Source organism: Novosphingobium aquiterrae, assembly GCF_042434435.1.
GTDB classification, from domain to species: Bacteria; Pseudomonadota; Alphaproteobacteria; order Sphingomonadales; family Sphingomonadaceae; genus Novosphingobium; species Novosphingobium aquiterrae.
Genome location: NZ_JBHLTL010000001.1, coordinates 26,538 through 51,599, shown reverse-complemented (window position 1 = coordinate 51,599; position 25,062 = coordinate 26,538). Strand labels below are relative to the sequence as shown.

23 protein-coding genes are annotated in these 25,062 nt (G+C 66.1%); 15 read left to right on the top strand and 8 right to left on the bottom strand.

Annotation, left to right across the window (positions count from 1 at the left end; translation table 11 throughout):
• Nucleotides 1-103 precede the first annotated feature (103 nt).
• The 6 genes from ACFFF7_RS00240 (at nucleotide 104) to ACFFF7_RS00215 (ending at nucleotide 8,192) form a co-directional block, all read left to right on the top strand.
• Complete coding sequence (locus ACFFF7_RS00240) at nucleotides 104-286, top strand: YezD family protein (RefSeq protein ID WP_379479358.1); 183 nt, start codon at nucleotides 104-106, stop codon at nucleotides 284-286.
• 124 nt (nucleotides 287-410) lie between these two features.
• A complete protein-coding gene (locus tag ACFFF7_RS00235) occupies nucleotides 411-2,927 on the top strand; it encodes a TonB-dependent receptor (RefSeq protein WP_379479357.1) in 2,517 nt (838 codons plus the stop codon).
• A gap of 125 nt (nucleotides 2,928-3,052) precedes the next feature.
• Complete coding sequence (gene recN / locus ACFFF7_RS00230; RefSeq protein ID WP_379479356.1) at nucleotides 3,053-4,717, top strand: DNA repair protein RecN; 1,665 nt, start codon at nucleotides 3,053-3,055, stop codon at nucleotides 4,715-4,717.
• Nucleotides 4,714-5,397, top strand: a complete 684-nt coding sequence (locus tag ACFFF7_RS00225; RefSeq protein ID WP_379479355.1) for a GNAT family N-acetyltransferase — start codon at nucleotides 4,714-4,716, stop codon at nucleotides 5,395-5,397. Before recN ends, ACFFF7_RS00225 begins: the two co-directional genes overlap by 4 nt.
• 9 nt (nucleotides 5,398-5,406) lie before the next feature.
• Nucleotides 5,407-7,449 (top strand): NAD-dependent DNA ligase LigA, encoded by a 2,043-nt coding sequence (ligA, locus tag ACFFF7_RS00220; protein WP_379479354.1) that lies wholly within the window; start codon nucleotides 5,407-5,409, stop codon nucleotides 7,447-7,449.
• 230 nt (nucleotides 7,450-7,679) lie between these two features.
• Nucleotides 7,680-8,192 carry a cupin domain-containing protein gene (locus ACFFF7_RS00215; protein ID WP_379479353.1) on the top strand — a complete coding sequence of 171 codons (513 nt, stop codon included), beginning with the start codon at nucleotides 7,680-7,682 and terminating at the stop codon, nucleotides 8,190-8,192.
• A gap of 30 nt (nucleotides 8,193-8,222) precedes the next feature.
• Here ACFFF7_RS00215 and ACFFF7_RS00210 read toward each other — a convergent pair whose 3' ends face one another.
• Genes ACFFF7_RS00210 through ACFFF7_RS00190 form a run of 5 tightly spaced genes read right to left on the bottom strand, consistent with a single transcriptional unit; the run spans nucleotide 8,223 to nucleotide 12,031 of the window.
• Nucleotides 8,223-8,600, bottom strand: a complete 378-nt coding sequence (locus ACFFF7_RS00210; protein WP_379479352.1) for a PilZ domain-containing protein — start codon at nucleotides 8,598-8,600, stop codon at nucleotides 8,223-8,225.
• Nucleotides 8,601-8,630: 30 nt separating this feature from the next.
• Nucleotides 8,631-9,512, bottom strand: coding sequence for a DMT family transporter (locus ACFFF7_RS00205; RefSeq protein WP_379479351.1), 882 nt, complete (start codon nucleotides 9,510-9,512; stop codon nucleotides 8,631-8,633).
• Nucleotides 9,509-10,417: a 50S ribosomal protein L11 methyltransferase gene (locus tag ACFFF7_RS00200; RefSeq protein WP_379479350.1), complete on the bottom strand. Its 909-nt coding sequence runs from the start codon at nucleotides 10,415-10,417 to the stop codon at nucleotides 9,509-9,511. Before ACFFF7_RS00200 ends, ACFFF7_RS00205 begins: the two co-directional genes overlap by 4 nt.
• The gene (gene bla, locus ACFFF7_RS00195; RefSeq protein WP_379479349.1) at nucleotides 10,414-11,313 is read right to left on the bottom strand and encodes a subclass B3 metallo-beta-lactamase; all 900 of its coding nucleotides are present in this window, start codon (nucleotides 11,311-11,313) and stop codon (nucleotides 10,414-10,416) included. The genes ACFFF7_RS00200 and bla overlap by 4 nt, the downstream gene beginning before the upstream one ends.
• Entirely contained in the window at nucleotides 11,303-12,031 is a 729-nt protein-coding gene (locus tag ACFFF7_RS00190; protein ID WP_379479348.1) for an SDR family NAD(P)-dependent oxidoreductase, read from the bottom strand. Before ACFFF7_RS00190 ends, bla begins: the two co-directional genes overlap by 11 nt.
• A gap of 159 nt (nucleotides 12,032-12,190) precedes the next feature.
• Between ACFFF7_RS00190 and sdhC the strand changes: the two genes are divergently transcribed.
• The 7 genes from sdhC (at nucleotide 12,191) to ACFFF7_RS00155 (ending at nucleotide 18,903) form a co-directional block, all read left to right on the top strand.
• A complete protein-coding gene (gene sdhC / locus ACFFF7_RS00185) occupies nucleotides 12,191-12,580 on the top strand; it encodes a succinate dehydrogenase, cytochrome b556 subunit (RefSeq protein WP_379479347.1) in 390 nt (129 codons plus the stop codon).
• Between the two features lie 12 nt (nucleotides 12,581-12,592).
• The gene (sdhD, locus tag ACFFF7_RS00180; RefSeq protein ID WP_379479346.1) at nucleotides 12,593-12,973 is read left to right on the top strand and encodes a succinate dehydrogenase, hydrophobic membrane anchor protein; all 381 of its coding nucleotides are present in this window, start codon (nucleotides 12,593-12,595) and stop codon (nucleotides 12,971-12,973) included.
• Between the two features lies 1 nt (nucleotide 12,974).
• A complete protein-coding gene (gene sdhA / locus ACFFF7_RS00175; protein WP_379479345.1) occupies nucleotides 12,975-14,783 on the top strand; it encodes a succinate dehydrogenase flavoprotein subunit in 1,809 nt (602 codons plus the stop codon).
• Between the two features lie 17 nt (nucleotides 14,784-14,800).
• Nucleotides 14,801-15,259, top strand: a complete 459-nt coding sequence (locus ACFFF7_RS00170) for a tRNA (cytidine(34)-2'-O)-methyltransferase (RefSeq protein WP_379479344.1) — start codon at nucleotides 14,801-14,803, stop codon at nucleotides 15,257-15,259.
• A gap of 112 nt (nucleotides 15,260-15,371) precedes the next feature.
• On the top strand, nucleotides 15,372-16,973 hold the full coding sequence (locus ACFFF7_RS00165) for a hypothetical protein (RefSeq protein WP_379479343.1): 1,602 nt from the start codon (nucleotides 15,372-15,374) through the stop codon (nucleotides 16,971-16,973).
• 74 nt (nucleotides 16,974-17,047) lie between these two features.
• Entirely contained in the window at nucleotides 17,048-17,434 is a 387-nt protein-coding gene (locus ACFFF7_RS00160; RefSeq protein WP_379479342.1) for a BlaI/MecI/CopY family transcriptional regulator, read from the top strand.
• A complete protein-coding gene (locus ACFFF7_RS00155; RefSeq protein WP_379479341.1) occupies nucleotides 17,431-18,903 on the top strand; it encodes a M56 family metallopeptidase in 1,473 nt (490 codons plus the stop codon). The genes ACFFF7_RS00160 and ACFFF7_RS00155 overlap by 4 nt, the downstream gene beginning before the upstream one ends.
• Nucleotides 18,904-18,968: 65 nt before the next feature.
• Here ACFFF7_RS00155 and ACFFF7_RS00150 read toward each other — a convergent pair whose 3' ends face one another.
• The 3 genes from ACFFF7_RS00150 to ypfJ all read right to left on the bottom strand — a co-directional run bounded on the left by ACFFF7_RS00150 (nucleotide 18,969) and on the right by ypfJ (nucleotide 21,720).
• Complete coding sequence (locus ACFFF7_RS00150; RefSeq protein ID WP_379479340.1) at nucleotides 18,969-20,117, bottom strand: alpha-hydroxy acid oxidase; 1,149 nt, start codon at nucleotides 20,115-20,117, stop codon at nucleotides 18,969-18,971.
• Between the two features lie 27 nt (nucleotides 20,118-20,144).
• Complete coding sequence (locus tag ACFFF7_RS00145; protein WP_379479339.1) at nucleotides 20,145-20,786, bottom strand: hypothetical protein; 642 nt, start codon at nucleotides 20,784-20,786, stop codon at nucleotides 20,145-20,147.
• Between the two features lie 61 nt (nucleotides 20,787-20,847).
• The gene (gene ypfJ, locus ACFFF7_RS00140; RefSeq protein WP_379479338.1) at nucleotides 20,848-21,720 is read right to left on the bottom strand and encodes a KPN_02809 family neutral zinc metallopeptidase; all 873 of its coding nucleotides are present in this window, start codon (nucleotides 21,718-21,720) and stop codon (nucleotides 20,848-20,850) included.
• A 201-nt stretch (nucleotides 21,721-21,921) separates the two neighbouring features.
• On the opposite strand from ypfJ, the gene ACFFF7_RS00135 reads away from it, so the two are divergent.
• Together ACFFF7_RS00135 and guaB are read left to right on the top strand one after the other, a co-directional pair.
• Nucleotides 21,922-23,397 carry a M28 family peptidase gene (locus tag ACFFF7_RS00135; RefSeq protein ID WP_379479337.1) on the top strand — a complete coding sequence of 492 codons (1,476 nt, stop codon included), beginning with the start codon at nucleotides 21,922-21,924 and terminating at the stop codon, nucleotides 23,395-23,397.
• Nucleotides 23,398-23,484: 87 nt separating this feature from the next.
• Nucleotides 23,485-24,942: an IMP dehydrogenase gene (gene guaB / locus ACFFF7_RS00130; protein ID WP_379479336.1), complete on the top strand. Its 1,458-nt coding sequence runs from the start codon at nucleotides 23,485-23,487 to the stop codon at nucleotides 24,940-24,942.
• The last annotated feature ends 120 nt before the right edge of the window (nucleotides 24,943-25,062 follow it).

Genomic DNA, 25,062 nt, shown 5'->3' with positions numbered 1-25,062 from the left:
AATTTCGACCCGGCGCGCAAAAGCCGCGCTTCGTCGCCGACAAGCGAATCTGCTCTTGTCTATCTTTATGGTAGAGATAACTTGGCGGCGAAGGAGATCAGCGATGCCTGGCGATCTGTTGCAGAGTTCCCCGCGCGTTCAGACCCAGCTGCCCCAGCCCACCGACGCCCCTCTCCAGGCGGTGGCCGAGGCGGTTTCGCGGCTGCGTTACGGGGTGGTCCAGCTTACCGTTCACGACGGCAAGGTGGTCCAGCTCGATGTGACCGAGCGCCAGCGCTTCGCCTGACCCTCCTTTACCCCGGGGCCGGCCGCGCATGACCGGCCCCGGTACTTTTTTGTGCAGTTTCAACTTGATGGGGGGCAGACCGGATCGCCGGATGCAATCCAATTCCCTACCTAGGATTTGGCCAATGCTTACGTTCGTCCGTACCACCTTGCTTGCCTCGACCATTCTTGCCGCCAGCCCGGCATTGGCCGGCACGACCGCCGCACCGGCTGTCGTCGATGCTGCTCAGGACGCCCCCAGTTCGGTCGGCACCGGCGCGACCGACGAGCCCGAGATCATCGTCACCGCGCGCCGCCGCCAGGAATCGGCGCAGGCGGTGCCGCTGGCGATCTCGGTCGTCGGGGGCGAACACATCGACAATACCGGCACTTTCAATGTCGGGCGGCTGCAGCAGCTGACCCCGACGGTGCAGTTCTCGTCGTCCAATCCGCGCAACACCACCTTGTCGATCCGGGGCATCGGCGCGCCGTTCGGGCTGACCAACGACGGCTTCGAACAGGGCGTCGGGATCTATGTCGACGACGTCTATTACAGCCGCGCTGCCTCCTCGACCTTCGACTTCCTCGACGTTGCCCAGATCGAAGTGCTGCGCGGGCCGCAGGGCACGCTCTATGGCAAGAACACCACGGCGGGGGCGATCAACATCACCAGTCGCCAGCCGACCTTCGATTTCGAAGGCCGGGCCGAAGTGAGCGTGGGCAACCTGCAGTTCAAGCAGGCCAAGGCGGCGATTTCCGGGCCGCTGTCAGACAAGGTCGCGGTGCGCTTGGCACTATCGAGCACGAGCCGCAGGGGCACGATCTACAACGTCAAGAGCGGCAACTGGATCAACGAGCAGGACAACCTGGGACTGCGCGCGCAGCTGCTGTATCGGCCCAATGACGATCTCGATATCACGCTGTCGGGCGACTATTCGATCCAGGATCCCGAATGCTGCGGCACGGTCTTTGCCCGGGTCACCACTACCCAGCGCGCCGCCAACCGCCAGTACGACGCACTGGCCCAGTCGCTCGGCTACACCGTCGCCAGCCGCAACGCCTTCGACCGGCTGACCGACGTCGATGCCGATCTCAACGCCGGCAACAAGATCGGCGGCGCGGCGCTGCGGCTCAAGTGGGACCGCGGCGAGGGCACGCTGACCTCGGTCACCGCTTGGCGCTTCTGGGACTGGAAGCCGGCCAACGACCGCGATTTCACCGGCCTGCCGATCACCACCAAGTCGCAGAACCCCTCGCAGCAGAACCAGTATACCCAGGAACTGCGCTACAACTATTCGGGCACGCACTATGACTTCGTGCTGGGCGCGTTCGGCTATTACCAGACCGTGCGGACCCAGGGCACCGAACAGCTGGGTAGTGCCGCCAGTCGCTGGCTGCTCAACCCCGGTTCGATAGCGGCGGCCCCTCCGGGCTTGCCCGGTTGCGGCCCCAGCGCCAGCAACCAGCTGGCCTGCGATCCCAGCGTATTGAACGGGCTGACCGCCTTCAACACCATCTACCTCAACAACACCAGCGCGGCGCTGTTCGGCCAGTTCGCCTGGAAGGTTACCGATGCCCTGACCGTGCAGCCCGGGGTGCGGGTCAATTACGACAAGAAGGTCGGCGGCTATCAGCGGCTGGTGTTCGACGGATCGGGCAATCCGGTGCTGTTCACCGATCCCAATACCGGCCTGCCGATCACCGACATCCGCACTGCCGCGCGGCGTGACCAGCTGACCCCGCAGAAGTTCGACGTGGCCGACAGCGACTGGAACTTCTCCTACGACATTAACGTCAGCTACAAGGTGACGCCGGCCGTGCTGGTCTATGCCACCTATGCCAAGACGTTCAAATCGTTCGGGATCAATCTCAATGGCGTGCCCAACAATGCCGTCACTGGCGAGCCGATCCTGGCGGTCGCGACGATCAAGCCCGAATCGGTCAACCATTTCGAAGCCGGGATCAAGTCGCGCTTCCTTGACGATGCGGTGACGCTCAACCTGTCTGCCTTCCGCACCGACATCAGCAACTTCCAGGCGCTGGTCAATTCCGGCCAGGTCAGCACGACGCGCGGCTATCTGGCCAATGCCGAAAAGGTCCGCACCCAGGGGTTCGAGGCCGATCTCTCGCTGCGACCCAGCGAGCGCTTCCATCTCTATGTCAACGGCGCCTACACCGATGCGACCTACCGCAAGTTTTCTGGCGCGCCGTGCCCGCCGGGGCTGTCGGGCGGCGGTACCGCAAGCCCGGCTTCGCCCGCCGGCACGCCCGGCGGCAACAGCCCGGCAAGCTGTGACATCTCGGGCTCGCCGCTCCCCGGCGTGTCGAAGTGGAGCGCATCCTACGGCGCCGAATACAACCTGCCGGCGACCTTGTTCGCCAAGGAGGGCCAAGTCTACTTCGGCTTCGACGGCAATGCCCGGACGCACTTCTCGTCCAACCCGTCGCCCTCGGCAGCGACCGATATCGCCGGTTACGCCTTGTCCAATTTCCGCCTCGGCTTTCGCACCAAGGGCGGGATCGACCTGTTCGGCTGGGTCCGCAACGCCTTCGACGTCAAGTATTTCGAACTGCTCCAGGTCGCTCCGGGCAGCACCGGGCTGATTGTCGGCACGCCGGGCGATCCGCGCACGTTCGGCGGCACTCTCAAGGTGCAGTTCTAGATCGCTGTTTCAGCGGCCCCTTCCATTCGGGGGCCTGGCTTGGGGCGGGGCATCGGCAACGGTGTCCCGCCCATAGCGCTTGGGCGTGACTCGGCGCTGCGGCTTCGCTAGAACAGCCCGCGAACATGCTGACCCGCCTCGCCATCCGCAACATCGTCCTGATCGAAGCGCTCGACCTCGATTTTTCCGCGGGGCTGGGCGTGCTCACGGGGGAGACCGGGGCGGGCAAGTCGATCCTGCTCGACGCCCTGGGTCTTGTGCTGGGCAATCGCGCCGACAGCGCCCTGGTCCGCGCCGGGGAAGATCAGGCCAGCGTCACCGCCAGCTTTGAATTCGACCGCCTGCCGCCGCCGATCCGTGCCGTCCTGGCCGAGGCCGAGGTCGATGTCGAACCGGGCGAGCCGCTGCTGGTCAAGCGCCGGCTCAAGGCGGACGGGGGGTCGAAGGCGTTCATCAACGATCAGCCGGTCGGCGCGGCGCTGCTGCGCGAACTGGCGGCACACCTGGTCGAATTGCATGGCCAGCACGACGATCGCGGCCTGGTCAACCCGCGCGGTCACCGCCTGTTGCTCGACCGTTTTGCCGGGGCCGATGCCGCCGGGGTCGAAACCGCGTGGCACGCCTGGCGCGCGGCGCAAGAAGCGTTGGACATGGCGCGCAGTGCGGTCAGCCAGGCCTCGGCCGACCGCGACTTGTTGCTCGCCCATCTGGCCGAACTGACCGCGCTGGAGCCGGTGCAGGGTGAAGAGGCGGAGCTCGCCGAAGCGCGCGCAACGATGCAGAAGGGCGAGCGCCTGTCGGGGGACCTCGCCGAATTGCAACACCTCTGGGCCGGATCGGATTCGGCGCTGGCCAGCTTGCGCAGCGCTGCACGGCGGCTCGACCGGATCGCTGCCGAGCACCCGCTGCTGAGCGAAGCGCTCGCCGCGCTCGACCGCGCAGTGATCGAGGGCAGCGAGGCCGAAGACAAGCTGGTCCGCGCCGCCGATGCGCTGAGCCACGATCCCGCCGCGCTCGACCGGATCGAAACCCGCCTGTTCGAACTGCGTGCCGCTGCGCGCAAGCACCAGTGCCAGGTCGACGATCTGCCCCACAAGATGCGCGAGATGCGCAGCGCGCTCGACCTGATCGAAAGCGGTGAGGCAGGGCTGGCGGCGCTCGAAGCGGCGGCGCAGGCCGCTGGCGACGCTTATCGCGCTAAAGCATCCGCGCTTTCGGCGCAGCGTATCGCAGCGGCGATCCGGCTCGATACGGCCGTCGCGGCCGAACTGGCTCCGCTCAAACTTGACGCGGCACGGTTCCAGACCAGCGTGCGCCAATTGCCAGAAGAGCGCTGGGGGCCAGCGGGCATCGACGCGGTCGAGTTCCTGATCAGCACCAACCCCGGCGCCGATTTCGCCCCACTTACAAAGATCGCCAGCGGCGGCGAGCTGTCGCGCTTCATCCTCGCGCTCAAGGTCGCCTTGGCCGAGCAGGGCGGAGCGGCGACAATCATCTTCGACGAGATCGACCGCGGGGTCGGCGGCGCGGTGGCCAGCGCGATCGGCGAACGGTTGGCGCGGCTGGCAGATGGCGGACAATTGCTCGCGGTTACGCACAGCCCGCAAGTCGCGGCGCGCGGCGGGCAGCATTACGTCATCGCCAAGTCGAGCGAGGGCACCGTCACCCGCACCTCGGTCCACCTGCTCGATGCCGGCGGGCGGCAGGAAGAAATCGCCCGGATGCTGTCCGGCGCCGAAGTCACGCCCGAGGCGCGGGCCCAGGCCGATCGGCTGCTGGAGGGGGTGTGAGCGCGCAACCGCTCGATCGGCCGATCTGGGGTGCGCTGACTGGGCGCCAAGCGCACCTTGCCGCGGTGCAGGGCGCGGCGGTGCGGCTCGATCCGGGTTATGGGCCGTTCGCGGCGGCGCGCGATTCCGGGCCAGAGGCCCAGGCGGCGCTGGCCGCGATCGCCGCTGCGGGCGAGGTCTGGCTGGTCGAGCCGGAGGCCTGGCCCGCGCCGCCCGGAACGCAGGTTCGGCAGACCGCCCCGCTGGTCCAGATGGTCGCAGATCGACCCGCGCCGCTGCAGCTGGGCGACGAGGACTGCGTGCTGCTGGGCGAAGCCGACAGCGCCGACATGACCGCCTTGGCGCTGGCGACTCAGCCTGGCCCGTGGGGCGACAAGACCCGGCTCTACGGCCCATTCTACGGCCTGAAGCGCGAGGGGCGGCTGATGGCCATGGCCGGGCAACGGATGCTACCAGCACCGGGTTTCGACGAAGTCTCGGCGGTGTGCACCTGGCCCGAGTTCCAGGGCAAGGGTCTTGCCGCCAAGCTGATCCGCCGGGTCGTGGCTGACATGACCGCGCGCGGCGCAACCCCGTTCCTCCATTCCTGGGCAGGCAATGCGCGAGCAATCGGCCTCTATGAAACGCTGGGCTTTCGCGTGCGCCGCGAAATGGTGGCGACGGTGCTGGCGAGGGCTTAAGACCAGCCCATGGGAATCGAGATCAGTGAAGCCGACGCCGCGAACGAACTGATGCGGCTGGCGCGGCAGATTGCGCATCACAACCGGCTGTACCACGCCGAGGACGCGCCGGAGGTGTCCGATGCGGAATATGATGCGCTGGTGCGGCGCAATGCCGAACTGGAAGCGGCCTTTCCCCACCTGATCCGATCGGATTCGCCCAGTCGCCAGGTTGGCCACGAAGTCGCCGCTTCGCCGCTGTCAAAGGTGACTCACGCGGTGCGGATGATGAGCCTCGACAACGCTTTCGCCGATGATGAGGTGGAGGACTTCGTCGCGCGGGTGCGGCGCTATCTCAATTTGTCCGCCGATGCCGAAGTGGCGATGACCGCAGAGGACAAGATCGACGGGCTGTCGTGTTCGCTGCGCTACGAACACGGCACTCTGGTGCGCGCGGCGACCCGCGGCGACGGCCAGGTGGGCGAGGATGTGACCGCCAATGTCGCGCACATCGCCGACATCCCGCAGCGCCTTTCCGGCGACATTCCCGAGGTCTTCGAGATCCGCGGCGAGGTCTATATGGCCAAGGCCGATTTCGTGGCGCTCAATGCCGCGCAAGAGGCCAGCGGGGGCAAGGTGTTCGCCAACCCGCGCAATGCTGCGGCGGGGTCGCTGCGGCAAAAGGACGCCAGCGTCACCGCCGCGCGGCCACTGCGCTTTCTCGCCCACGGCTGGGGCGCAGCATCGGCGATCCCGGAAGACACGCAGTACGCAATGATGCAGCGCATGGCCGCCTGGGGCGTGCCAGTTTCGCCGCTGCTGGTGCGCTGCGAGACGCCGGCGGCGATGTTGCAGCATTATCGCAGCATCGAGCATGCCCGGGCCGACCTGCCTTATGACATTGACGGTGTGGTCTACAAGGTCGACCGCCTCGACTGGCAGGAGCGGCTGGGTTTCGTGGCCAAGGCGCCGCGCTGGGGGCTGGCGCACAAGTTTCCGGCAGAGCGCGCCGAAACCACGTTGGAGGCGATCGATATCCAGGTTGGCCGCACTGGCAAGTTGACCCCGGTCGGGCGGTTAACCCCGGTGACGGTCGGCGGCGTCGTGGTTTCCAACGTCACGCTGCACAACCGCGACGAGATCGCCCGGCTTGGCGTGCGCCCCGGCGACCGCGTGGTGATCCAGCGCGCCGGCGATGTCATCCCGCAGGTGGTCGCGAACCTGACCCGCGATGCGCCGCGCGAAGCCTATCAATTCCCGGATCATTGCCCCGAATGCCAGTCCGAAGCCGTGGCCGAGGAGGGCGAGGTCGACGTGCGCTGCACCGGCGGGCTGATTTGCCCGGCGCAGCGCACCGAACGGCTCAAGCACTTTGTCAGCCGCGCCGCGCTCGACATCGAGGGGCTGGGGGAAAAGACCATCGACGCGTTCTTCGCGCTCGGCTGGCTGGAAAGCCCGGCCGACATCTTCCGCCTCAAGGCGCGGCGTAGCGCCATCCTTGAACAGGAAGGGTGGAAGGACAAGTCTGTGGACAACCTGTTGGCGGCAATCGAGGCCAAGCGCGCGCCCGATGCCGCGCGGCTGCTGTTCGGTCTGGGCATCCGCCATGTCGGGGCCGTGACCGCGCGCGACCTGCTGAAGCGGCTCGTCACGCTCCCGGCGCTGCGCGACGCCGTTGTCGCGGGCGAAAGCGACGTGCTGACCAGCATCGACGGCATCGGCCCCGCCGTGGTCGAGGCGCTGGGCGATTTCTTCCACGAGCCACACAACGTGGCGGTGTGGGACGATCTTCTCAGCGAAGTAAGCCCGCCGCCTTACGTCGTTGAAACGAAGGACAGCGCGGTCGCCGGCAAGACTGTGGTCTTCACCGGCGCGCTCGAGACGATGAGCCGCGACGAGGCCAAGGCCCAGGCCGAACGCCTCGGCGCGCGGGCAGCGGGAACGGTCAGCGCCAAGACCGATCTGGTCGTTGTCGGACCCGGCGCGGGCAGCAAACTCAAGAAGGCACAAGAGCTGGGGATCGAAGTGATCGACGAAGCGGCCTGGGCTCAAATCGTCAAGGCCGCCGGATAAGTCTTGGTGATCAATATCTTGCGTCTAGCTTGCCGCAGCTGAAATAATATTGCGAAACGTTAGCTGATCCATTAGCGTCTCGGCGTTCCGTGATCGAGTCGAATTGGCTGACCAAAGCATAATGGGTCGCTGATCGCTCATCCGACGCCTCACGAAACAGCTTGAGCGACGCTGCCGACCACTTGTGCGTTCGGCACGGGCGGCGCGTGCTCGTCTGGAGGAGTCTGACTATGACGAAGCTGTTCAAAACGGATGGTCGCAAGAAGGCATTTGGCGCGCTGCTCGGTGCAACCGCGGTGGCGGGAGCCGTCGCGATGATCGGCGTGCCTGCGCTGGCAACGCCCGGTTCGGGTTTCAGCGGCAATCCGCAGGCGGTCGGCAGTCTGGACGAAGTCCTGGCCAAGGCCGACAAGGCCGGGCATTGGGATGTGACGCTCAAGACCAAGGACACCTCGACCGTCGGGGTCGATAACCTGACGATCCAGCCCAGCGGTCACAGCGGCTGGCATACCCATACCGGCCTCACCCTGGTCACGATCACATCGGGGCAAGTTGAATGGTCCGATGGGTCGGACTGTTCAAAGACAGTCTATCACGCCGGCGATTCCTTCGTCGAGCCGGCCAATCACGTCCACAAGGTAGCCAATCCTTATGGCAACACGGCGACGATCACGGCGGTGCAGATACGTCCAGAAGGCACCGGACCACGCATCGATGCCCCGGCACCGGCCTGCGCGACATAGAACGACAGGCGTCGTGAGTGGGCCGGCGGGCTAGTCCCTGATCCCGTCGGCCCAGTCCATCGCGTGGCCAGCCGCGCACATCCGGTCATACAGAGCGCGGTTCTCGGTGATCCACAGCATGCCCTGCATGTCTTCCAGGTCGAGCGGGCGGTCGAAATGCAGCCCGCATTCGCGTTCGCGGGCCCAGCGCACCGTGGCGAACAGGCGCAGTTCGTGAAACGAGAGCACTGCGGTCTCTCCAGCGGTCAGCGCAGTCTCGCTGCGCAGGCGGGTGCCGGTGCAGGAAATGTCGTCGATCAGGCAAGGGCGGTTGCCGCTGGTGAGCACGAGAGTTGCCGGCACGCCCAGCCGTAGCCGGTTGAAGTGGCGGCTGCCGGTGCTGCCGGATCTCGGTCGCTGGATGCCCATGAAGCCGTCATAGCGCGCAGGAGGTTAAGGTCAGGTATGCTCCTGCGCCTGGACCAGCGGGGCGGAGCGGCTGCGCAGGGCAATGATCAGCACCCCGGTCAGGGCGATCGCCGATCCGACGATCATCTTGGCGTCAATGTGATCGCCGGTGATCCACACCCCCAGGCCGATCGTGATCAGCGGGGTCAGCAGGGTCAGCGGCGCGACCAGGTTGGCCTCATAGCGCCCGATCAGGAAATAATAGGCGGTGTGGGCGAAAACCGAGGTGACCAGCGCGGCATAGAGCGCGCAGGCGACAATGACCCAGCCCGCGTCGCGCGTCGCGGCGAAGGCACCGGGTTCGAACAGCAGCGACGCGGGGGCGAGCACGACAAGCCCGGTTACCCCGACCCAGGCCTGGAACCGCAGCGGGGCGATATCGCCCATCTGCTTCATCATCACCGCGCCGAATGACCCGCAGACCGCCGAAGCCAGGAGGAATGCCATCCCCGCCGAGATGTGCAGGCCCGGCTGATAGACCACCAACAACACCCCGATCAGCGCGAGCGTGATGCCCAGGCCGCGGCGCCAGCGGATCCGTTCGCCCAGCATGACGATCGACAGCAGCGCGGTGATCGGAACGCTGATCTGGACCACTACTGCGGCCTCGCTGGGCGAAACCCAGGTCAGCGCGATGAACATCAGCCCAAAACTCCCGCCGCCCATGAACAGACCGATCAGCAGCAGCCGCCAGGCCGGGCGCGGCATCGGCAGCAGCCAGGGCAGCGTGGCCAAGGCGACAATGCCAAAGCGCAGCGCAGTGAAGAACAGCGGCGGCACGTGCAGGGTGCCAACGATCAGCTTGCTCATGACATTGTTGGTCGCCCAGATCAGGCAGATCAGGACCATCAGGGCAAGGTGGCGCGGCTTCATCGGGCGGTACGCTTCCTCAGCCAGAGGATCGACCAGTCGCCATTGACCATGCGCCGGGCGAGGCGCAGGCCGGCGCGGCGGCAGGCGCGACGAACCTGGGCTTCCTGGCTTTCGAGCAGACCCGCGAGCAGCAAATGCCCGCCCGGCACCAGCGACCTGGCAAAGTGGGGAGCCAGTCCGATCAGCGGCCCGGCAAGGATATTGGCGATGATCAGGTCATAGGGCCCGCGCGCCTTGAGCAGCGGGTGTTCCATTCCGTCGGCGACCAGCATGGTCAGTTCCCCCGGTCGCGCGCCCATCGCCACACCATTCGCTGCGGCATTGTCGGCAACGACGTCAAGGCAGACCGCGTCGATGTCGCTCGCCGTTGCCAGCGCGCGGGCCCATAGGCGCAGCGCGGCAAAGGCGAGCAGGCCTGTGCCTGTGCCGATGTCGGCCAGGTTGCGCGCAACCACGCCGTCGCGCTTCATCCGGTCGAGCATGGCCAGACACCCGGCCGTGGTGGCGTGCTGGCCGGTGCCGAAGGCCTGGCTGGCGGGAATGACGAAATCGCGCACCCCCGGCTCGGCCAGCGCGGCATGCTCCGGCGTGTGGACGTAAAACCGTCCGGCGCGGATCGGCTCCAGCCCCTGCTGGCTGTGGGTCAGCCAGTCGGTGTCGGGCAGTCGCTCTGCCTTGAGCCGCGGCGGCTGGCCGGGAAACAGCGCGGCGACGGCATCCTTGTCCTGGTTGCTCGGCTTGCGCGGCAGCCATGCCTCGAGCTGCCAGTCCTCGGGCTGGTCCTCGGCAATCTCGCTGCCGGAAATGACAATCTCCGGATCCCAGTCGAGCGCGTCCTCGTGTGCCAGCAGCGCCGCCTCGATCACCCCGCGCTGGGCCAGCAGAGTAAGCTTCCAGCTGGTCACTTGGGTGCCGCCGCTTCCTTCGTCAGACGCTGCATCAGGCGTTCGCTGCCATCCGCGGCATAGCTGACGCAGGCGCGCGGACTGACCAGCGGTTCCTTGCCCGACAGGCGCTCGAGCAGGTCACTGCCGCCCGGATGCGGGGTCAGCAGCACGTCGCAGGGTAAGGCCTCGATCTTGCGCAGGCCGGTCCGCGCGGCTTCGACCCGCTCCGGATGAGCGGAAAAATGATAGTCATCCGAGGAGATCGTGCTGATCGAATCGGCATAGGCGATGGTCAGGCATTTGCCCGCCTCGCAGCTTTTCCAGGTCCAACTGGTCGATCCCGGCGAGTGGGTCGGATTGGCGTGGAGCGCAAAGCGCGTGTCGCCGACCTGAAGTGTGTCGCCGTCACGCAGCGTGCGATCGACCTTGACCGGTGCCATCGGCTCCTTGTTCAACAGGAGCGCTTGCGGATCAGCCGGATCAGCCTTGCCGCTGCGCATGACCGGGACGACGACGGGCTGGGTCAGCAGCTTCGCGCCGGTCGCCGCCTTGATCGCCGCCATGCCGCCGACATGGTCGAAATGCTCATGCGTCATCAGCAGCCATTTGACCTGGCGCGGGTTGAAGCCCAGCGCCTTGATGTTGGCCAGCACGTGCGGCGCGGCATCGGCCGGGCCGGTGTCGATCAGGACGAGGCCAGCGGACGTTTCGACCAGCACCACGGTAATGCCGCAGGTGCCAACGTACCATGACCGCCCGTGGATGTGCGCTGGTGGAGCTGGGTCGGACCAGCCATCGCGCGTGCCGCAGGCGGCGACGATGTCCTTGGTCGCCCCGGCCCGTTCAGTCGCAGGCCCGGGCGCGGCGCCAAGCAAGGACAGCACCGGAAGTTGCAGGAACAGTCTACCGGACATAAGAGGCTCCATTGGCATCGATTACCGTTCCGGTCATGCTTTCGGGTGCGTCAAGCGCGCAAAATTCCGCGATCGCGGCGATCTCGTCGGGCGTGGCGACGCGGCCCAGCGGGATATCGGCGAGCAAGCCCGGTCCGCCGCGGCTGGCAAGGTAATCCCCGGCCATGGCGGTATCGGTAAAGCCGGGGCAGATCGCATAGCTCATCACGCCCTGCGCCGCATATTGCCGGGCGATGGTCTTGTGCATCGCGATCATCCCGCCCTTGGCCGCGGCATAGTGCCAGTGATCGGGCGAATCGCCGCGATAGCCGGCGCGACTGGCGACGTGGACTATGCGGCCCGTCCGCCCACTTTCCAGCCAGGCCCGTACCGCATAGCGCGACAGTTCGGCCGTGGCGGTCAGGTTGATGCGCAGGGTGTCTTCCCAATTGTCGAGCCAAGCGATGTCCGACAGGCCCAGCGGATTGGCCTCGAACAGCCCGGCATTGTTGACCAGCAGGTCGATCTGTCCGTCGCAACGCTCAAGCGCTTGCTCCCAGATCCGCGCGGCGGCGGTGGGGTCGGTCAGGTCGGCCGCGATCGTATCGGCATCGATCGCACTGCGGGCATGGCCGACCACCGTCACGCCGCGCCCCCGCAGCCGCGCTGCAATCGCCGCGCCGATCCCGCGCGACGATCCGGTGACCAGTGCCGTCAGGGGGGCTTTAAGCTGGGTCATGATTTCGCTCCATAGGCCATGATCGCGTTATGTCTATTCCGGTGGTGGCGAAAGGTGCATCTTGCCGCCGCGCCCGCTTGCACCGCCGGGCGTTTTGATTAAGGGGATGCCTGACCGGCCCTGCGCCGGACCAAGGGCTTCGTGAAGGGAAACAGGCCGATGGCCGCTGCCAGCAACCGACCGCTTTCGCCGCATCTGCAGATCTGGCGCTGGGGACCGGCGATGTTCGTGTCGATCCTCCACCGCGTCACCGGCGATGGCATGGCCTTCGTTGGACTGGGCGTGCTGCTCTATTGGCTAGGTTCGCTCGCCGGCGGTCCGGAAAGCTATGCCGCGTTCCTGGCCCATGCCGGCACGTGGTACGGCAAGGTCGTGCTGATCGGGCTGACCTTTGCCTTCTTCAGCCACATGCTGTCGGGCCTGCGACACTTCGTGCTCGACATCGGCGCGGGGTACGAGCTGAAAACCAACGCCTTCTGGTCGGTCGTCGCACCGGTCGTTGCCGTGGTCCTGACGGTTGCCGTCTGGACCCTGGTGCTGGTGCGATAGGAGGACGGGGCAATGGGTAACGGAACCGAAATCGGCCGGGTGCGCGGGCTGGGTGCGGCGCATTCGGGCACGCACCACTGGCTGCTGCAACGCTTCACCGCGATCGGCAACCTGGTGCTGGGGCTGTGGCTGCTGATCACGCTGCTGACCATGCCCGACCACTCCTATGGCGCGATGCGCGAATTCTTCGCCCGGCCGGTCCCGGCCACGGCGCTGGGGCTGTTCGTGATCAGCACCTTCTGGCACGCCCGGCTGGGGCTGCAGGTGCTGATCGAGGACTATGTCCACGAACACGCCAACAAGTTCGCCGCCATGGCACTGCTCAACCTTTCCGCCTTCGCCGGGGCCGCTTTCGGCCTGCTGTGCGTCGTCCGCCTTGCGCTCGGAGCCTGAGATGACCGCCCCCGCTTACAAGATCATCGATCACACCTATGACACCGTCGTCGTCGGTGCCGGCGGCTCCGGCCTGCGCGCCACGATGGGCAGTGCAGAGGCGGGCCTGCGCACCGCCTGCATTACCAAGGTGTTCCCGACCCGCAGCCACACCGTGGCCGCGCAGGGCGGGATCGCCGCATCGCTGTGCAACAACACGCCCGATCACTGGACCTGGCACATGTACGACACCGTCAAGGGGTCGGACTGGCTGGGCGATCAGGACGCGATCGAATACATGGTCCGTGAAGCGCCCCAGGCGGTCTACGAGCTGGAGCACGCCGGGGTGCCCTTTTCGCGCAACCCCGACGGCACGATCTATCAGCGCCCTTTCGGCGGGCACATGCAGAACATGGGCGAAGGCCCCCCGGTACAGCGCACCTGCGCCGCGGCCGATCGCACCGGCCACGCCATGCTCCACGCGCTTTACCAGCAGAGCCTGAAGTACGCCGCCGACTTCTTCATCGAATACTTCGCGATCGACCTGATCATGGACGGCGGGAAATGCGTCGGCGTGATCGCGCTGTGCATGGACGATGGCTCGATCCACCGCTTCCGCAGCCAGGCGGTGGTGCTGGCGACTGGCGGTTACGGCCGCAGCTATTACACCGCGACCTCGGCCCACACCTGCACCGGCGATGGCGGCGGGATGGTGCTGCGCGCGGGCCTGCCGCTGCAGGACATGGAGTTCGTCCAGTTCCACCCGACCGGCATCTATGGTGCCGGCGTGCTGATCACCGAAGGCGCGCGGGGCGAGGGCGGGTACCTGACCAATTCCGAGGGCGAGCGCTTCATGGAACGCTATGCCCCCTCGGCCAAGGACCTTGCCAGCCGCGACGTCGTCAGCCGCTCGATGGCGCTGGAAATCCGCGAAGGCCGCGGCGTCGGTCCGCACAAGGACCACATCTTCCTTCACCTCGACCATATCGATCCAAACGTGCTGGCCGAGCGGCTGCCCGGGATCACCGAAAGCGGCAAGATCTTCGCCGGGGTCGACCTGACCCGCCAGCCGCTGCCGGTGGTGCCGACGGTGCACTACAACATGGGCGGCATCCCCTGTAACTACCACGGCGAAGTTGTGACCATCGGCGCCGACGGCAATCCCGAAACGGTCGTCCCCGGCCTGTTCGCGGTGGGTGAGGCGGCCTGCGTCTCGGTCCACGGCGCCAACCGCCTCGGTTCGAACAGCCTGATCGACCTCGTCGTCTTCGGCCGCGCGACCGGGCACCGCCTGCGCGACATCGTCAAGCCGGGCGCGGCGCAGGGCGAACTGCCCAAGGACAGCGCCGATCTCGCGCTGGGCCGGCTCGATCACTTCCGCCATGCCAAGGGCGGCGCGCCGACCGCGGAAATCCGCACCGAAATGCAGCGCGCGATGAGCCAGCACGCCGCGGTGTTCCGCACCGACGAGCTGATGGCCGAAGGCAAGGCCAAGCTAGCCGCGACCTACCAGAAGATGCAGGACATCCACGTTTCCGACCGCGGCCTGATCTGGAATTCGGATCTGGTCGAAACGCTCGAGCTCGACAACCTGATCAGCCAGGCCAGCGTCACCTTGCACGGCGCCCACGCCCGCAAGGAAAGCCGCGGCGCCCATGCGCACGAGGACTTCCCCGATCGCGACGACAAGAACTGGATGAAGCACACCGCCGCCTGGTTCGACGGCTGGGGCGGCAAGGGCGGCGCAGTCAAGCTCGACTATCGCCCGGTCCACGAGTTCACGCTGACCGACGACGTGGAGTACATCAAGCCGAAGAAGCGGGTTTACTAGGCTATCCAGTCCGGTCGATGGCTCTCCGCCTCGCCCTCTACGAACCCGAGATCGCCGGAAACGTCGGTGCCGTGTTGCGGCTGGGCGCGTGTCTTGGCGTGGCGGTGGATCTGATCGAGCCGCTGGGATTCGTCTGGGACGACAAGCGCGTGCGGCGGGCGGCGATGGATTACATCGATCACGTCGCGATTGTCCGCCACGTCGGGTTCGCCGCCTTCCGCGAAACGCTTGGCCCGCGGCGGCTGGTGCTGTTCACCACCAAGGCCAGCCAGTCGCCCTATGATTTCGCGTTCAGGCCGGATGACGTGCTGCTGTTCGGCAAGGAGAGCGCCGGGGTGCCTGCCGCCGTCGCCGATGTCTGCCAGGCCCGGCTGCGGCTGCCGATCCGGGCCGAAGTGCGCTCGATGAACCTGGCCATGGCCGCCGGACTCGCTCTGGGCGAGGCGCTGCGCCAGACGGGCGGACTGCCGGCTTAGCAACGCGGCAAGACCCGGTACCAGCGACATATCCGCATCGACCGGCAGCACTTTCCAATCGCCGAGGACCTGGTCTAGGATGCTGGTCTGTATGTTTATTCGGGGTCCGCACATGTCTTTCCGTAAATTGCTTTCCGCGTCGCTCGCGGCTGTTTCGCTTGCCGGGCTTGCTGCCCCGGCCCAGGCCGAATGGATCGAGGCCAAGTCCAAGCACTTCACCGTCTATGGCGATATGAAGCCCGACGATCTGAAGGCGCGCACGCTTGAGCTGGAGAAGTTCGACGCAGTGCTGCGCGGTCTGTTCAATGTGCAGACCGACGACATGGCGACGATCTATTACGTCGCGACGATGGGCGATGTCGAAAAGCTCTATGGCCGCCAGGGTGTTGGGGGGTTTTACAATGCTACTGCGCAAGGCGCGCTTGGTGTGATCCCTGAGCGGTTGCCAAACATGCCCAATTTCGCGGTGGGCACATTTACGCCCGAACGCATCATGTTCCACGAATATACCCACCACATGCTGCTCTCGAATAGCGGCAAGTACTTCCCGGCCTGGGCTACCGAGGGGCTGGCTGAGCTGTTCATGTCGGTCAGGTTCGACGACAAGGGCAATGCGATCGTCGGCGGCCCCAACACAAACCGCCTGTTCGATATCGGTGCGGCATCACGCTGGTCGGTGGCGCAGCTGTTGGGCAATGGGATGGTCAGGCCCAAGGGCGACGACGGAATCGAACTCTATAGTCGTGGCTGGGCTTTGTGCCATTATCTGTTGATCAGCGGCAAGCGTCCTGGGCAGTTTTTCAAGTACATCGACGCGATCAACGCGGGGGACGACCCGCTGAAGGCCGGCAAGCAGGTGTTCGGTGATCTGGATCAGCTCGACAAGGAAATCGAACGCTACATAAGGGCATCGAAATTCCCTAGTTCGCTGATCCCGGTCGACAAGATCAAGACCCCGCTGGATGTCGCGGTGCGCAACCTCTCGCCCAGCGAGGGTGCAATGCTTCCGTTCCGGCTGCAGTCGGCGGTCGGGGTCAACGACAAGACCGCTCGTCCGCTGGCGCTGCGGGCGCGTCCGATCGCGACGACGTTTGCGAACGATCCCTTCGTGCAGCGGGCGATGGCCGAAATGGAGTACGATGCCAAGGACTACGACGCTGCCGACGCAGCTGCGGACCGGGCGCTGGCCGCCGATCCCAAGAATGTGATGGCCATGGTCTACAAGGGCCGGGTCGCGGTGCAGCGGGCGCTGGCCAAGAACAACGACCCGGCATTGCTGAAGGAAGGACGCCGCTGGTTCCTGGCCGCGAACAAGCTGGCACCCGATTTCGCCCAGCCGTTCCAGAGCTACTACGACAGCTTTGTGGTCGTCGGACAGGTCCCGCCGGCCGGCGCCGACACCGGGATCAACCGCGCGGTCTATCTGGTTCCGTCGGATGAGTCGCTGCGGGCCCGCGCAGTGATGTCGGCCTTGCGTGCTGGCGACATCAAGCTGGCCAAGTTCATACTGGCACCGCTGGCCTATGCCCCGCACGGTGCCACCGACAATCCCTTCACCAAGCTGATGGCGGCAATCACCGCGGGCGGCGACAAGGCCGCGCTGCTGGCCAAGGCCAAGGAACTGAAGATCGACCAGATGAACGAATTCAAGCCGGTCGATTTCACCAAAAAGGATGACGCCAAGAAGGTCGAAGGCGACAAACCCAAGGCCTGAAACGTCGGTTCCCATTCATCCACCATTCACGTTTACGCCTGTAGTCGATTACAGGTGTAAACGAGAGGTTGGACATGGCCGAAGAGGTTCCGTCGGGCGAGCGCATCAGCGAGGCTGAGCACGCCGTCATGGAAGCGCTGTGGGCCGCTTCGCCGCTGACCGCAAACGAGGTCGCCGATGCCGTTGCCCCGGCGCGCGGATGGAGCCTGGCAACGGTCAAGACGCTGTTGTCGCGGCTGGTGGCCAAGCAGGCAGTGCTGACCGAGCCCGACGGCAAGCGCTTTCTCTATACCCCGGCACTGGCCCGCGCCGACTATGTCGGCGGCGAATCGCGGCGGCTGGTCGATCGGCTGTTCGGCGGCCGCGCCGCGCCGCTGTTCGCGCACCTGGCCGAAAGCGAATCGCTGACCCCGGCCGACATCGCCGAGATCGAGGCGCTGCTGCAGGGGCTGCGCAAGTGAGCTGGCTGGTCGACACGCTTGTCACCACCGGCGCGCTGATCGCGCTGGTGCTCGTCCTGCGCCGTCCCGTGGCGCGACATTTCGGCCCTGGCATGGCCTATGCGCTGTGGCTGCTGCCCTTGTTGCGGATGCTGCTGCCGACGCTGACCGTCACCGTTCCGGCTGCACCAGTTGCCGAGCCGGTATTCATAGCCGGCGAGGTCGTCACCACAACCACGGCGGCCGCGCCGTCGTTCGACCCGTGGCTTGCGCTGACGGTCCTGTGGCTTGGCGGTGCGATGCTGTTCCTGGCATTGCGGCTGGGCGGCTACTTTCTGCTGCGCCATCGGGCCTTGCGCGGGGCCCAGCTGATCGAGCGGCGCGGCGCCGTGCGGGTGATCGAAAGCGATGCCATTGCGGTTCCCGCGGCCTTCGGCGTGATCGACCAGATCGTCGCCCTGCCGCGCGGGTTTGCCGAGGCGAGCGACCCGGTCGCCTATGAGCTGGCGCTGGCACACGAGCTTGAGCATCACGCCGGGCGCGATATCGCGGTCAACTTCGCCATGCAGCCGCTGCTGGCGCTGCACTGGTTCAACCCGCTGGCCTGGGCCGGATGGCGCGCCTTGCGCCGCGACCAGGAGGCAGCCTGCGATGCGCGCGTGCTGGCCGGGCGCGATAGTGCGGCCCGCGCTGCCTACGCCCGCCTGATCGCCGATTTTGCCCGCGGCCCCGATCTGGCGCTGGCCAGTCCGATGGCCTGCGCTGTCCTGACCGAAAAAAGCATCGTCTATCGTCTGAGGAGCCTGACCATGACCGAACCGAGTACCACCCGCCGCCTGGCCGGCCGCCTGCTGATCGCCGCCGGGGTGCTTGCCCTGCCGCTGACCGCATCGATCACCTACGCCGCCCAGGATGCGCCAGCGCCGCCTGCCGCACCGGAAGCGCCGGGCGCGCCGTTGAAGATGGAGAAGAAGATCGTCATCGTCGAGAAGGACAGCGGTTCCAAGGATGACGGGAAACTCAAGACCCGGGTCGTCACCAAGGACGGCAAGACCGTGGTGTTCAAGACCGACAAGGACCTGAGCGACGACGAAATCGACAAGAAGGTCGACGAGGCGATGGCCGGAATGCCGGACATGCCCGACGCGCCCGGCGGCCCCGGCGGCCCCGGCGAACATCGCATCGTGATCCGCCGGATGGGGCCTGAAGGCATGGCGAAGCACATGACCTTCGATACCGAAACCATCGAAGGGAAGAACTGCAAGGGCGGCGAACCCACCGAAGTCGATGAAAGCAGCGACGCCGACGGCCAGCGCCACCGCATCAAGATCAAGATCTGCGCCAGGGAATTCGCCAAGACCACCGCCGCCGACGCGATCCGCAAGGCCCGCGACGAGGTTGCCAACGACAAGGGCATTCCCGCCGACATCCGCGCCAAGGTGCTCAAGCAGCTCGACGAGGAACTGGAGCGCAACGCCAAGCAGGGTTGAGCGGCCCGTCACCAGTCCCCTGGGCCGCCGCGAACGGCGGGAGCGTAAATGCTCCCGCCGTTTCGTTATCGGTGGCGCAGCCGTTCCGGGCCAAGCTGGTCGATGCGGCTGACCCCCATCAGCTTCATTGCCCGCTCGATCTCTTCCTTCAGGATCGTCAGCGCCCGCTCGACCCCGTCCTGCCCAGCAGCGGCGAGGGCATAGAGGTAGAGCCGCCCGCCCGACGCAGCGGTGGCGCCGCTGCACAGCGCCTTCAGCACATGAGTGCCGCGGCGTACCCCGCCGTCGCAGATGATTTCGATCCGCCCGCCGACCGCCTCGACGATCTCGGGCAATTGGTCGAACGGGGCGCGGCTGCCATCGAGCTGACGCCCGCCGTGGTTCGACAGCATGATCGCGTCGATCCCCATTTCGGCGGCGCGGCGCGCGTCGGCCACACTCATCACGCCCTTGAGGCAGAAAGTCCCGCCCCAATCAGCGCGGATCTGCTCAACCATCTTCCAGTCCATCGACTGGTCGAGCATTTCGGAAAAATAGCGCTGGATCGAAACCGATTCCGCGGTGCCCTGGCGCACGTGAGTGTCGAGATTGGGCAGGGCGAATTTCTCGCGGAAAACATAGTCCAGCGCCCAGCGCGGCTTGATCGCATAAGACAGCGCCGAACTGGCGGTGAACTTTGGCGGCGAGGAAAAGCCGCTGCGCAGGCAGCGCTCACGCTTGCCGCCGACAATGGTGTCGACCGTCAACGCGATCGCATCGAACTTTGCGTCCTTGCAACGCTGGATCATCGAGGCGTTGAGCCCCTTGTCCTTGTGGACATAGAGCTGGAACATCTTGGGGCTGGAAATCAGCGCGCCGATCTCCTCGATGCTGACCGTGGCCAGACTGGAAATGCCGCACCACAGCCCGAATTCTTCCGCCGCGCGGGCCACAGCACGCTCACCCTGCCAGTGGAACACCCGCTGCAGTGCAGTGGGCGAAAGGATCAGCGGCAAGGCGCTGCGGCGGCCCATGATTGTGCAGCCGGTGTCGATGGTCTCGACCCCGGCCAGCACGTCGGGAACCAGGTCGACGTCGTGATAGGCCGCGGTGTTGCGCGCCTTGGTCAGTTCGTCATCGGCGGCGCCGTCAATGTAATCGAACACCGGCCAGGGCAGGCGCTGCCTGGCCAGCAGGCGGAAGTCGTCGATGTTGTGGCAATCGGTCAGGCGCATGCCCGCGCGCTAACCGATCGCGCCGCGTCAGTCGACCTTTTGCACCACCGGCTGTGAGACGAACCCGGGCTGATCAGCGGGTTTGTCCTTACCGCTCTTGGCCTTGTCGGCAGCGGCTAACGCCCGGGTCTTGGCGGCCAGCACCATCCGGGCGACGTCCTTTTGCGTGGCGACGCGGGCCGGGTAGGGGCAGCCGCGCGCCTCGCCATAGCCTTTCAGGAAGGCGCGGCGGGCAAGTCCGGCCTGGACCGCCAGGGTCAAACGCCGCTCATGCGCATTCGCGCCGGAAATTTCGCGAATGATGCCGCGGAAAGGGATCAGCGAGCCGACCGCAGACTGGGCGATGCGGCCGGCCGAGATCTTTTCGGCGTCGCCCGGCGGCATGTCGAAATCGTCGCCGAGCGCATCGTCGAGCGCGGTGACGGCAGTGCCGATCTGGGCGCAGGTGCGCAGCCCGGTCTTGCCATAGGGAGCCTGCTGCGCCGCAACCAGCACCGCCGGGATTTCGTCCTTGCGCAGGTTGAGATCGCTGGCGGGGGTGGCGATAACATCGACCGCGTCGACCTGGCGCTGGGCGTCGGTCTGCACCGCCTGCCGGTCGCGGCCAGTGGCGGGCTGGGCGATCAGCGCTGCGGTTAGCACCGGTACAACAAGCGAATAGCGCAGCATCAGCGTTCCCTTCACGCGACCATATGTCTTTGGCGATACGAAGGGTGCGCGCGAAGGTTCCCTAGCCGCGCATGTCGGCGAAGGTATCGCAGGCGTTGTCGTCGCCGGTTTCCAGGCCCTTGCGCAGCCAGGTCATCCGCTGTTCCGCGCTGCCATGGGTGAAGGCCGCTTCGACCGGGCGGCGTCCGGCCGATTTCATCAGAACGTCGTCGCCGATCTGGTGGGCGGCGCGCAGGCCTTCCTCCATGTCGCCGGCATCCAGCTTGTCGCGGTTCTTGGCGGCCCAGACCCCGGCATAGCAATCGGCCTGCAGCTCCATCCGCACCTGCAGATTGTTCGCCCGGCCGGGGTTCTGCTGCTGCGCCGACTGGACCTGTTCGGCAAGGCCGACCAGGTTCTGGATATGGTGGCCATATTCGTGGGCAATGACATAGGCGCGGGCGAAATCGCCGCTGGCGCCCAGCTGCTGGTCCATCTGCCGATAGAAGTCGGTATCGATGTAGATGCCCTGGTCATTGGGGCAATAGAACGGCCCCATCGCGCTTTGTGCGGTGCCGCAGCCCGATCGGCCCTGCTGCGAATAGAACGACAGCTTCGGCTGGGCGAACTTGATGTTTTCACGCGCGAAGACCGGCGCCCAGGTCTTGTTGAGCGAAGACAGCGCATTGCAGGTTTCGCGGCTGACCTGGTCGATTGAGCAGCTTTCAGTAGCCGTGGTTCCCCCTGCCGGCGCACCGACCTGGGTTGTCGCAGATCCGCTGTCCTGTACCGCACCGATCATCTGGGTCGGATCGACCCCGAAGACGAAGTAGGCGATCAGCGCGATGACGATCGTTCCGCAGCCGACCTGTCCGCCGCGCCCGATCGGCAAACCGCCGCCGCCGCGCTGATCTTCGACGTTGACTGCATTGGGGTCGAAATCGTCCAGGCGCATGGGCGTGTCTCCGTGTCGGCCGGCGAAGTGTCCGTCGGCGCATTTCATTGTGCTTATAACCACTTCTTCTTCATGGGGGAGTCAGGATTGGTGTGCCTTTCGTGCCACCCGCGTAGAAGAAGGAACCATGCGCCGATCAATGGACTTGTCGGCGACCATGGCTGGTGTAGATTTGCTGCGATGAACCGTTGCTGGACTGCGATGAAGCGAGCGACCGCGCTGCTGCTGGCGGCGGCGCTGGCCTGTACCCCGGCGATGGCGGCAAGCCGCGCCGAGAAAGAGCAGCAGGCCCTGATCGCGCAGCTTCGCGCCCACATCACCGAATTGGCCAGCGATGCCTATGAAGGGCGCGAGCCGGGGACCGAGGGCGAATCCAAGACGCTGCGCTATCTGGGTAAGCAGTGGTTCGACATCGGGCTGGAATCGGGGACGAACGATCCCGGCCACGCGTGGTTTGCGCCGGTCACCCTGATCGGCCGCGAGCCGGACCGGTCGGCCGCGCTCTTCACGCGCAAGGGGCGGCGCGTGCTGGTTCCGGCCGAAGCGGTACTGGTGCTCACCTCGGGCAAGCGCAGCCTGCTGGAAAACGCCCCGGTGTTGTTCGTCGGGCAGGGTACCGCGGTGCCGCCGCGTGCCGAGCTGGCGGGACGCATTGCCATGATTTTGGATGGCAGCCGCGACGGATCGGAGCGGCAGAACGCGTTGCTGGCCGGTGGCGCTTCGGCCGTGTTGACCGTGCTCGACGGCGATCGCACCATCGACAGCGTGATCGGCCACCGCCGCCGCCTGGGCTATGTCATCGCCGGGGAAGAACCGGGCGGCGATCTGGAAGCTTTTATCACCGCCCCTGCGCTCGACCGCGCGCTGAATGGCAGCGGACAGACGCTGGCCACTTTGCAGAAGACCGCGGCCGCGGCCGACTTCGTGCCGCGCCCGGTCGATCTGGCGGTGACGCTGGAAGCCACTACCCGCGAAACCCGGATCAACACCCACAACATGATTGGCCGCCTGCCAGGCAAACGTCCTGATGCCGGGGCGGTGCTGATCATGGCCCATTGGGATCACTTTGGGCGCTGCGTCCCGCCCCCGGCCGAACACCAGATCTGCAACGGCGCGATCGACAATGCCAGCGGCGTGGCGGTGATGACCGAGATTGCCCGGCGCCTGTCGCGCGGCCCGCAGATGGACCGCGACGTCTACTTCCTGGCCACCACGGGCGAGGAACTGGGCCTGCTAGGCGCACTGGCCTTTGCCGAGAATCCGCCGCTGCCGCTCAAGCAGATCGTTGCGGCTTTCAATATCGACAGCGTTGCCCTGGCCCCGGCCGGGCAGCCGTTCGGCGTGGTCGGAAAGGGGATGACTCCGCTCGATCCGCAAATCGCCGCGGTGGCCAAGCAGCAGAAGCGCAAAATCGCGTCGGGCGATGCGATCAATATCTACGTCAAGCGCCAGGATGGCTGGGCCATGATGAAGCACGATGTCCCGGCGGTCATGGTGTCGAGTTCATGGAGTGATCCGGCGCGGATCGAGCGCTTCATGGAAGGCGATTATCACCGCCCGACCGACGTGGTGAAGCCCGAGATCGAGCTGGGCGGGGCAGCGGACGACGTGAATTTCCACGTCGCATTGGCGCGCTGGTTCGCCGATCCCAAGCGGGTTCCGTCCGCGGCAAAGTAGCCTGGGCACCACTGCGCTTGCCCAAAGGGCGCGCTGTGTTTACGTGGGCCGCCACGAATCGCCCGATACAGGACAGCGCTGGCTCACATGGAAATCCCTCTCGGCCTTACCTTCGATGACGTTCTGCTGCGGCCGGGCGAATCCGACATCGTGCCTTCGATGGCCGATACCCGCACGCGGTTGAGCCGCGAGATTTCGCTCAATATTCCGGTGATCTCATCGGCGATGGACACCGTGACCGAGGCCGACATGGCGATCGTCATGGCCCAGATGGGCGGGATCGGCGTACTCCACCGCAATCTGACGGTTGAGGAGCAGGTTGCAGCAGTGCGTACCGTCAAGCGCTTCGAAAGCGGGATGGTGGTCAACCCGATCACCATCGCGCCCGATGCCACCCTGGGTGAGGCCCAGGCGCTGATGACCGCCAACCGCATTTCGGGCATCCCCGTGGTCGAAGCCGGCGGCAAGCTGGTCGGCATCCTGACCAATCGCGACGTTCGCTTTGCCGCCAATGCCAAACAGCCGGTGCGCGAACTGATGACCCATGACAACCTGGCGACGGTGCGCGCCGGGGTCAGCCAGGACGACGCGCGCAAGCTGCTTCACCAACGCCGGATCGAAAAGCTGCTGGTGGTCGACGATGCCTTCCACTGCGTCGGGCTGATCACGGTCAAGGACATGGAAAAGGCGGTCAATTACCCCGAGGCGACCAAGGATTCGACCGGGCGGCTGCGCGTCGCCGCGGCGACCACGGTCGGCGACAAGGGATTCGAGCGGACCGAGGCGCTGATCGCGGCGGAATGCGACGTGGTGATCATCGACACCGCCCACGGCCACAACAAGGACGTCGCCCGCGCGGTCGAACGGGTCAAGAAGCTCAGCAATTCGGTCCAGATCATCGCCGGCAACGTCGCCACCTATGAGGCGACCAAGGCGCTGATCGATGCCGGGGCCGATGCGGTCAAGGTCGGGATCGGGCCGGGCTCGATCTGCACCACCCGGGTGGTTGCCGGGGTCGGCGTGCCGCAGCTTACCGCGATCATGGAATCGGCCCGCGCCGCGCGCGACGCCGGGGTGCCGATCATCGCCGACGGCGGTCTGCGCACCAGCGGCGATGCGGCCAAGGCGCTGGCCGCCGGGGCATCGACCATCATGATCGGATCGATGCTGGCCGGGACCGAGGAAGCGCCGGGCGAGACGTTCCTCTATCAGGGGCGCGCCTACAAGAGCTACCGCGGCATGGGCTCGGTCGGCGCGATGGCGCGCGGCAGTGCCGACCGCTATTTCCAGCAGGACATCAAGGACCAGATGAAGCTGGTTCCCGAAGGGATCGAGGGCCAGGTGCCCTACAAGGGCCCGGCCAAGGACGTGGTCCACCAGCTGGTCGGCGGGATCAAGGCGGCGATGGGCTATACCGGCAGCGCGACAATCGAAGACCTGCGCACCCGTGCCCAGTTCGTCCGCATCACCGGGGCGGGGCTCAAGGAAAGCCACGTTCACGACGTGACCATCACCCGCGAGGCACCGAACTATCCGACGCGCTAGGGTTTGCGCGCGCGCGTCTCGACTTCGCTCGACACGAACGGAAGAAAAGAAAATGATTCTTCCTGAAGTCCGTTCGTTTCGAGCGCAGTCGAGAAACGCCAGCATCCGTCTGCGGCGACC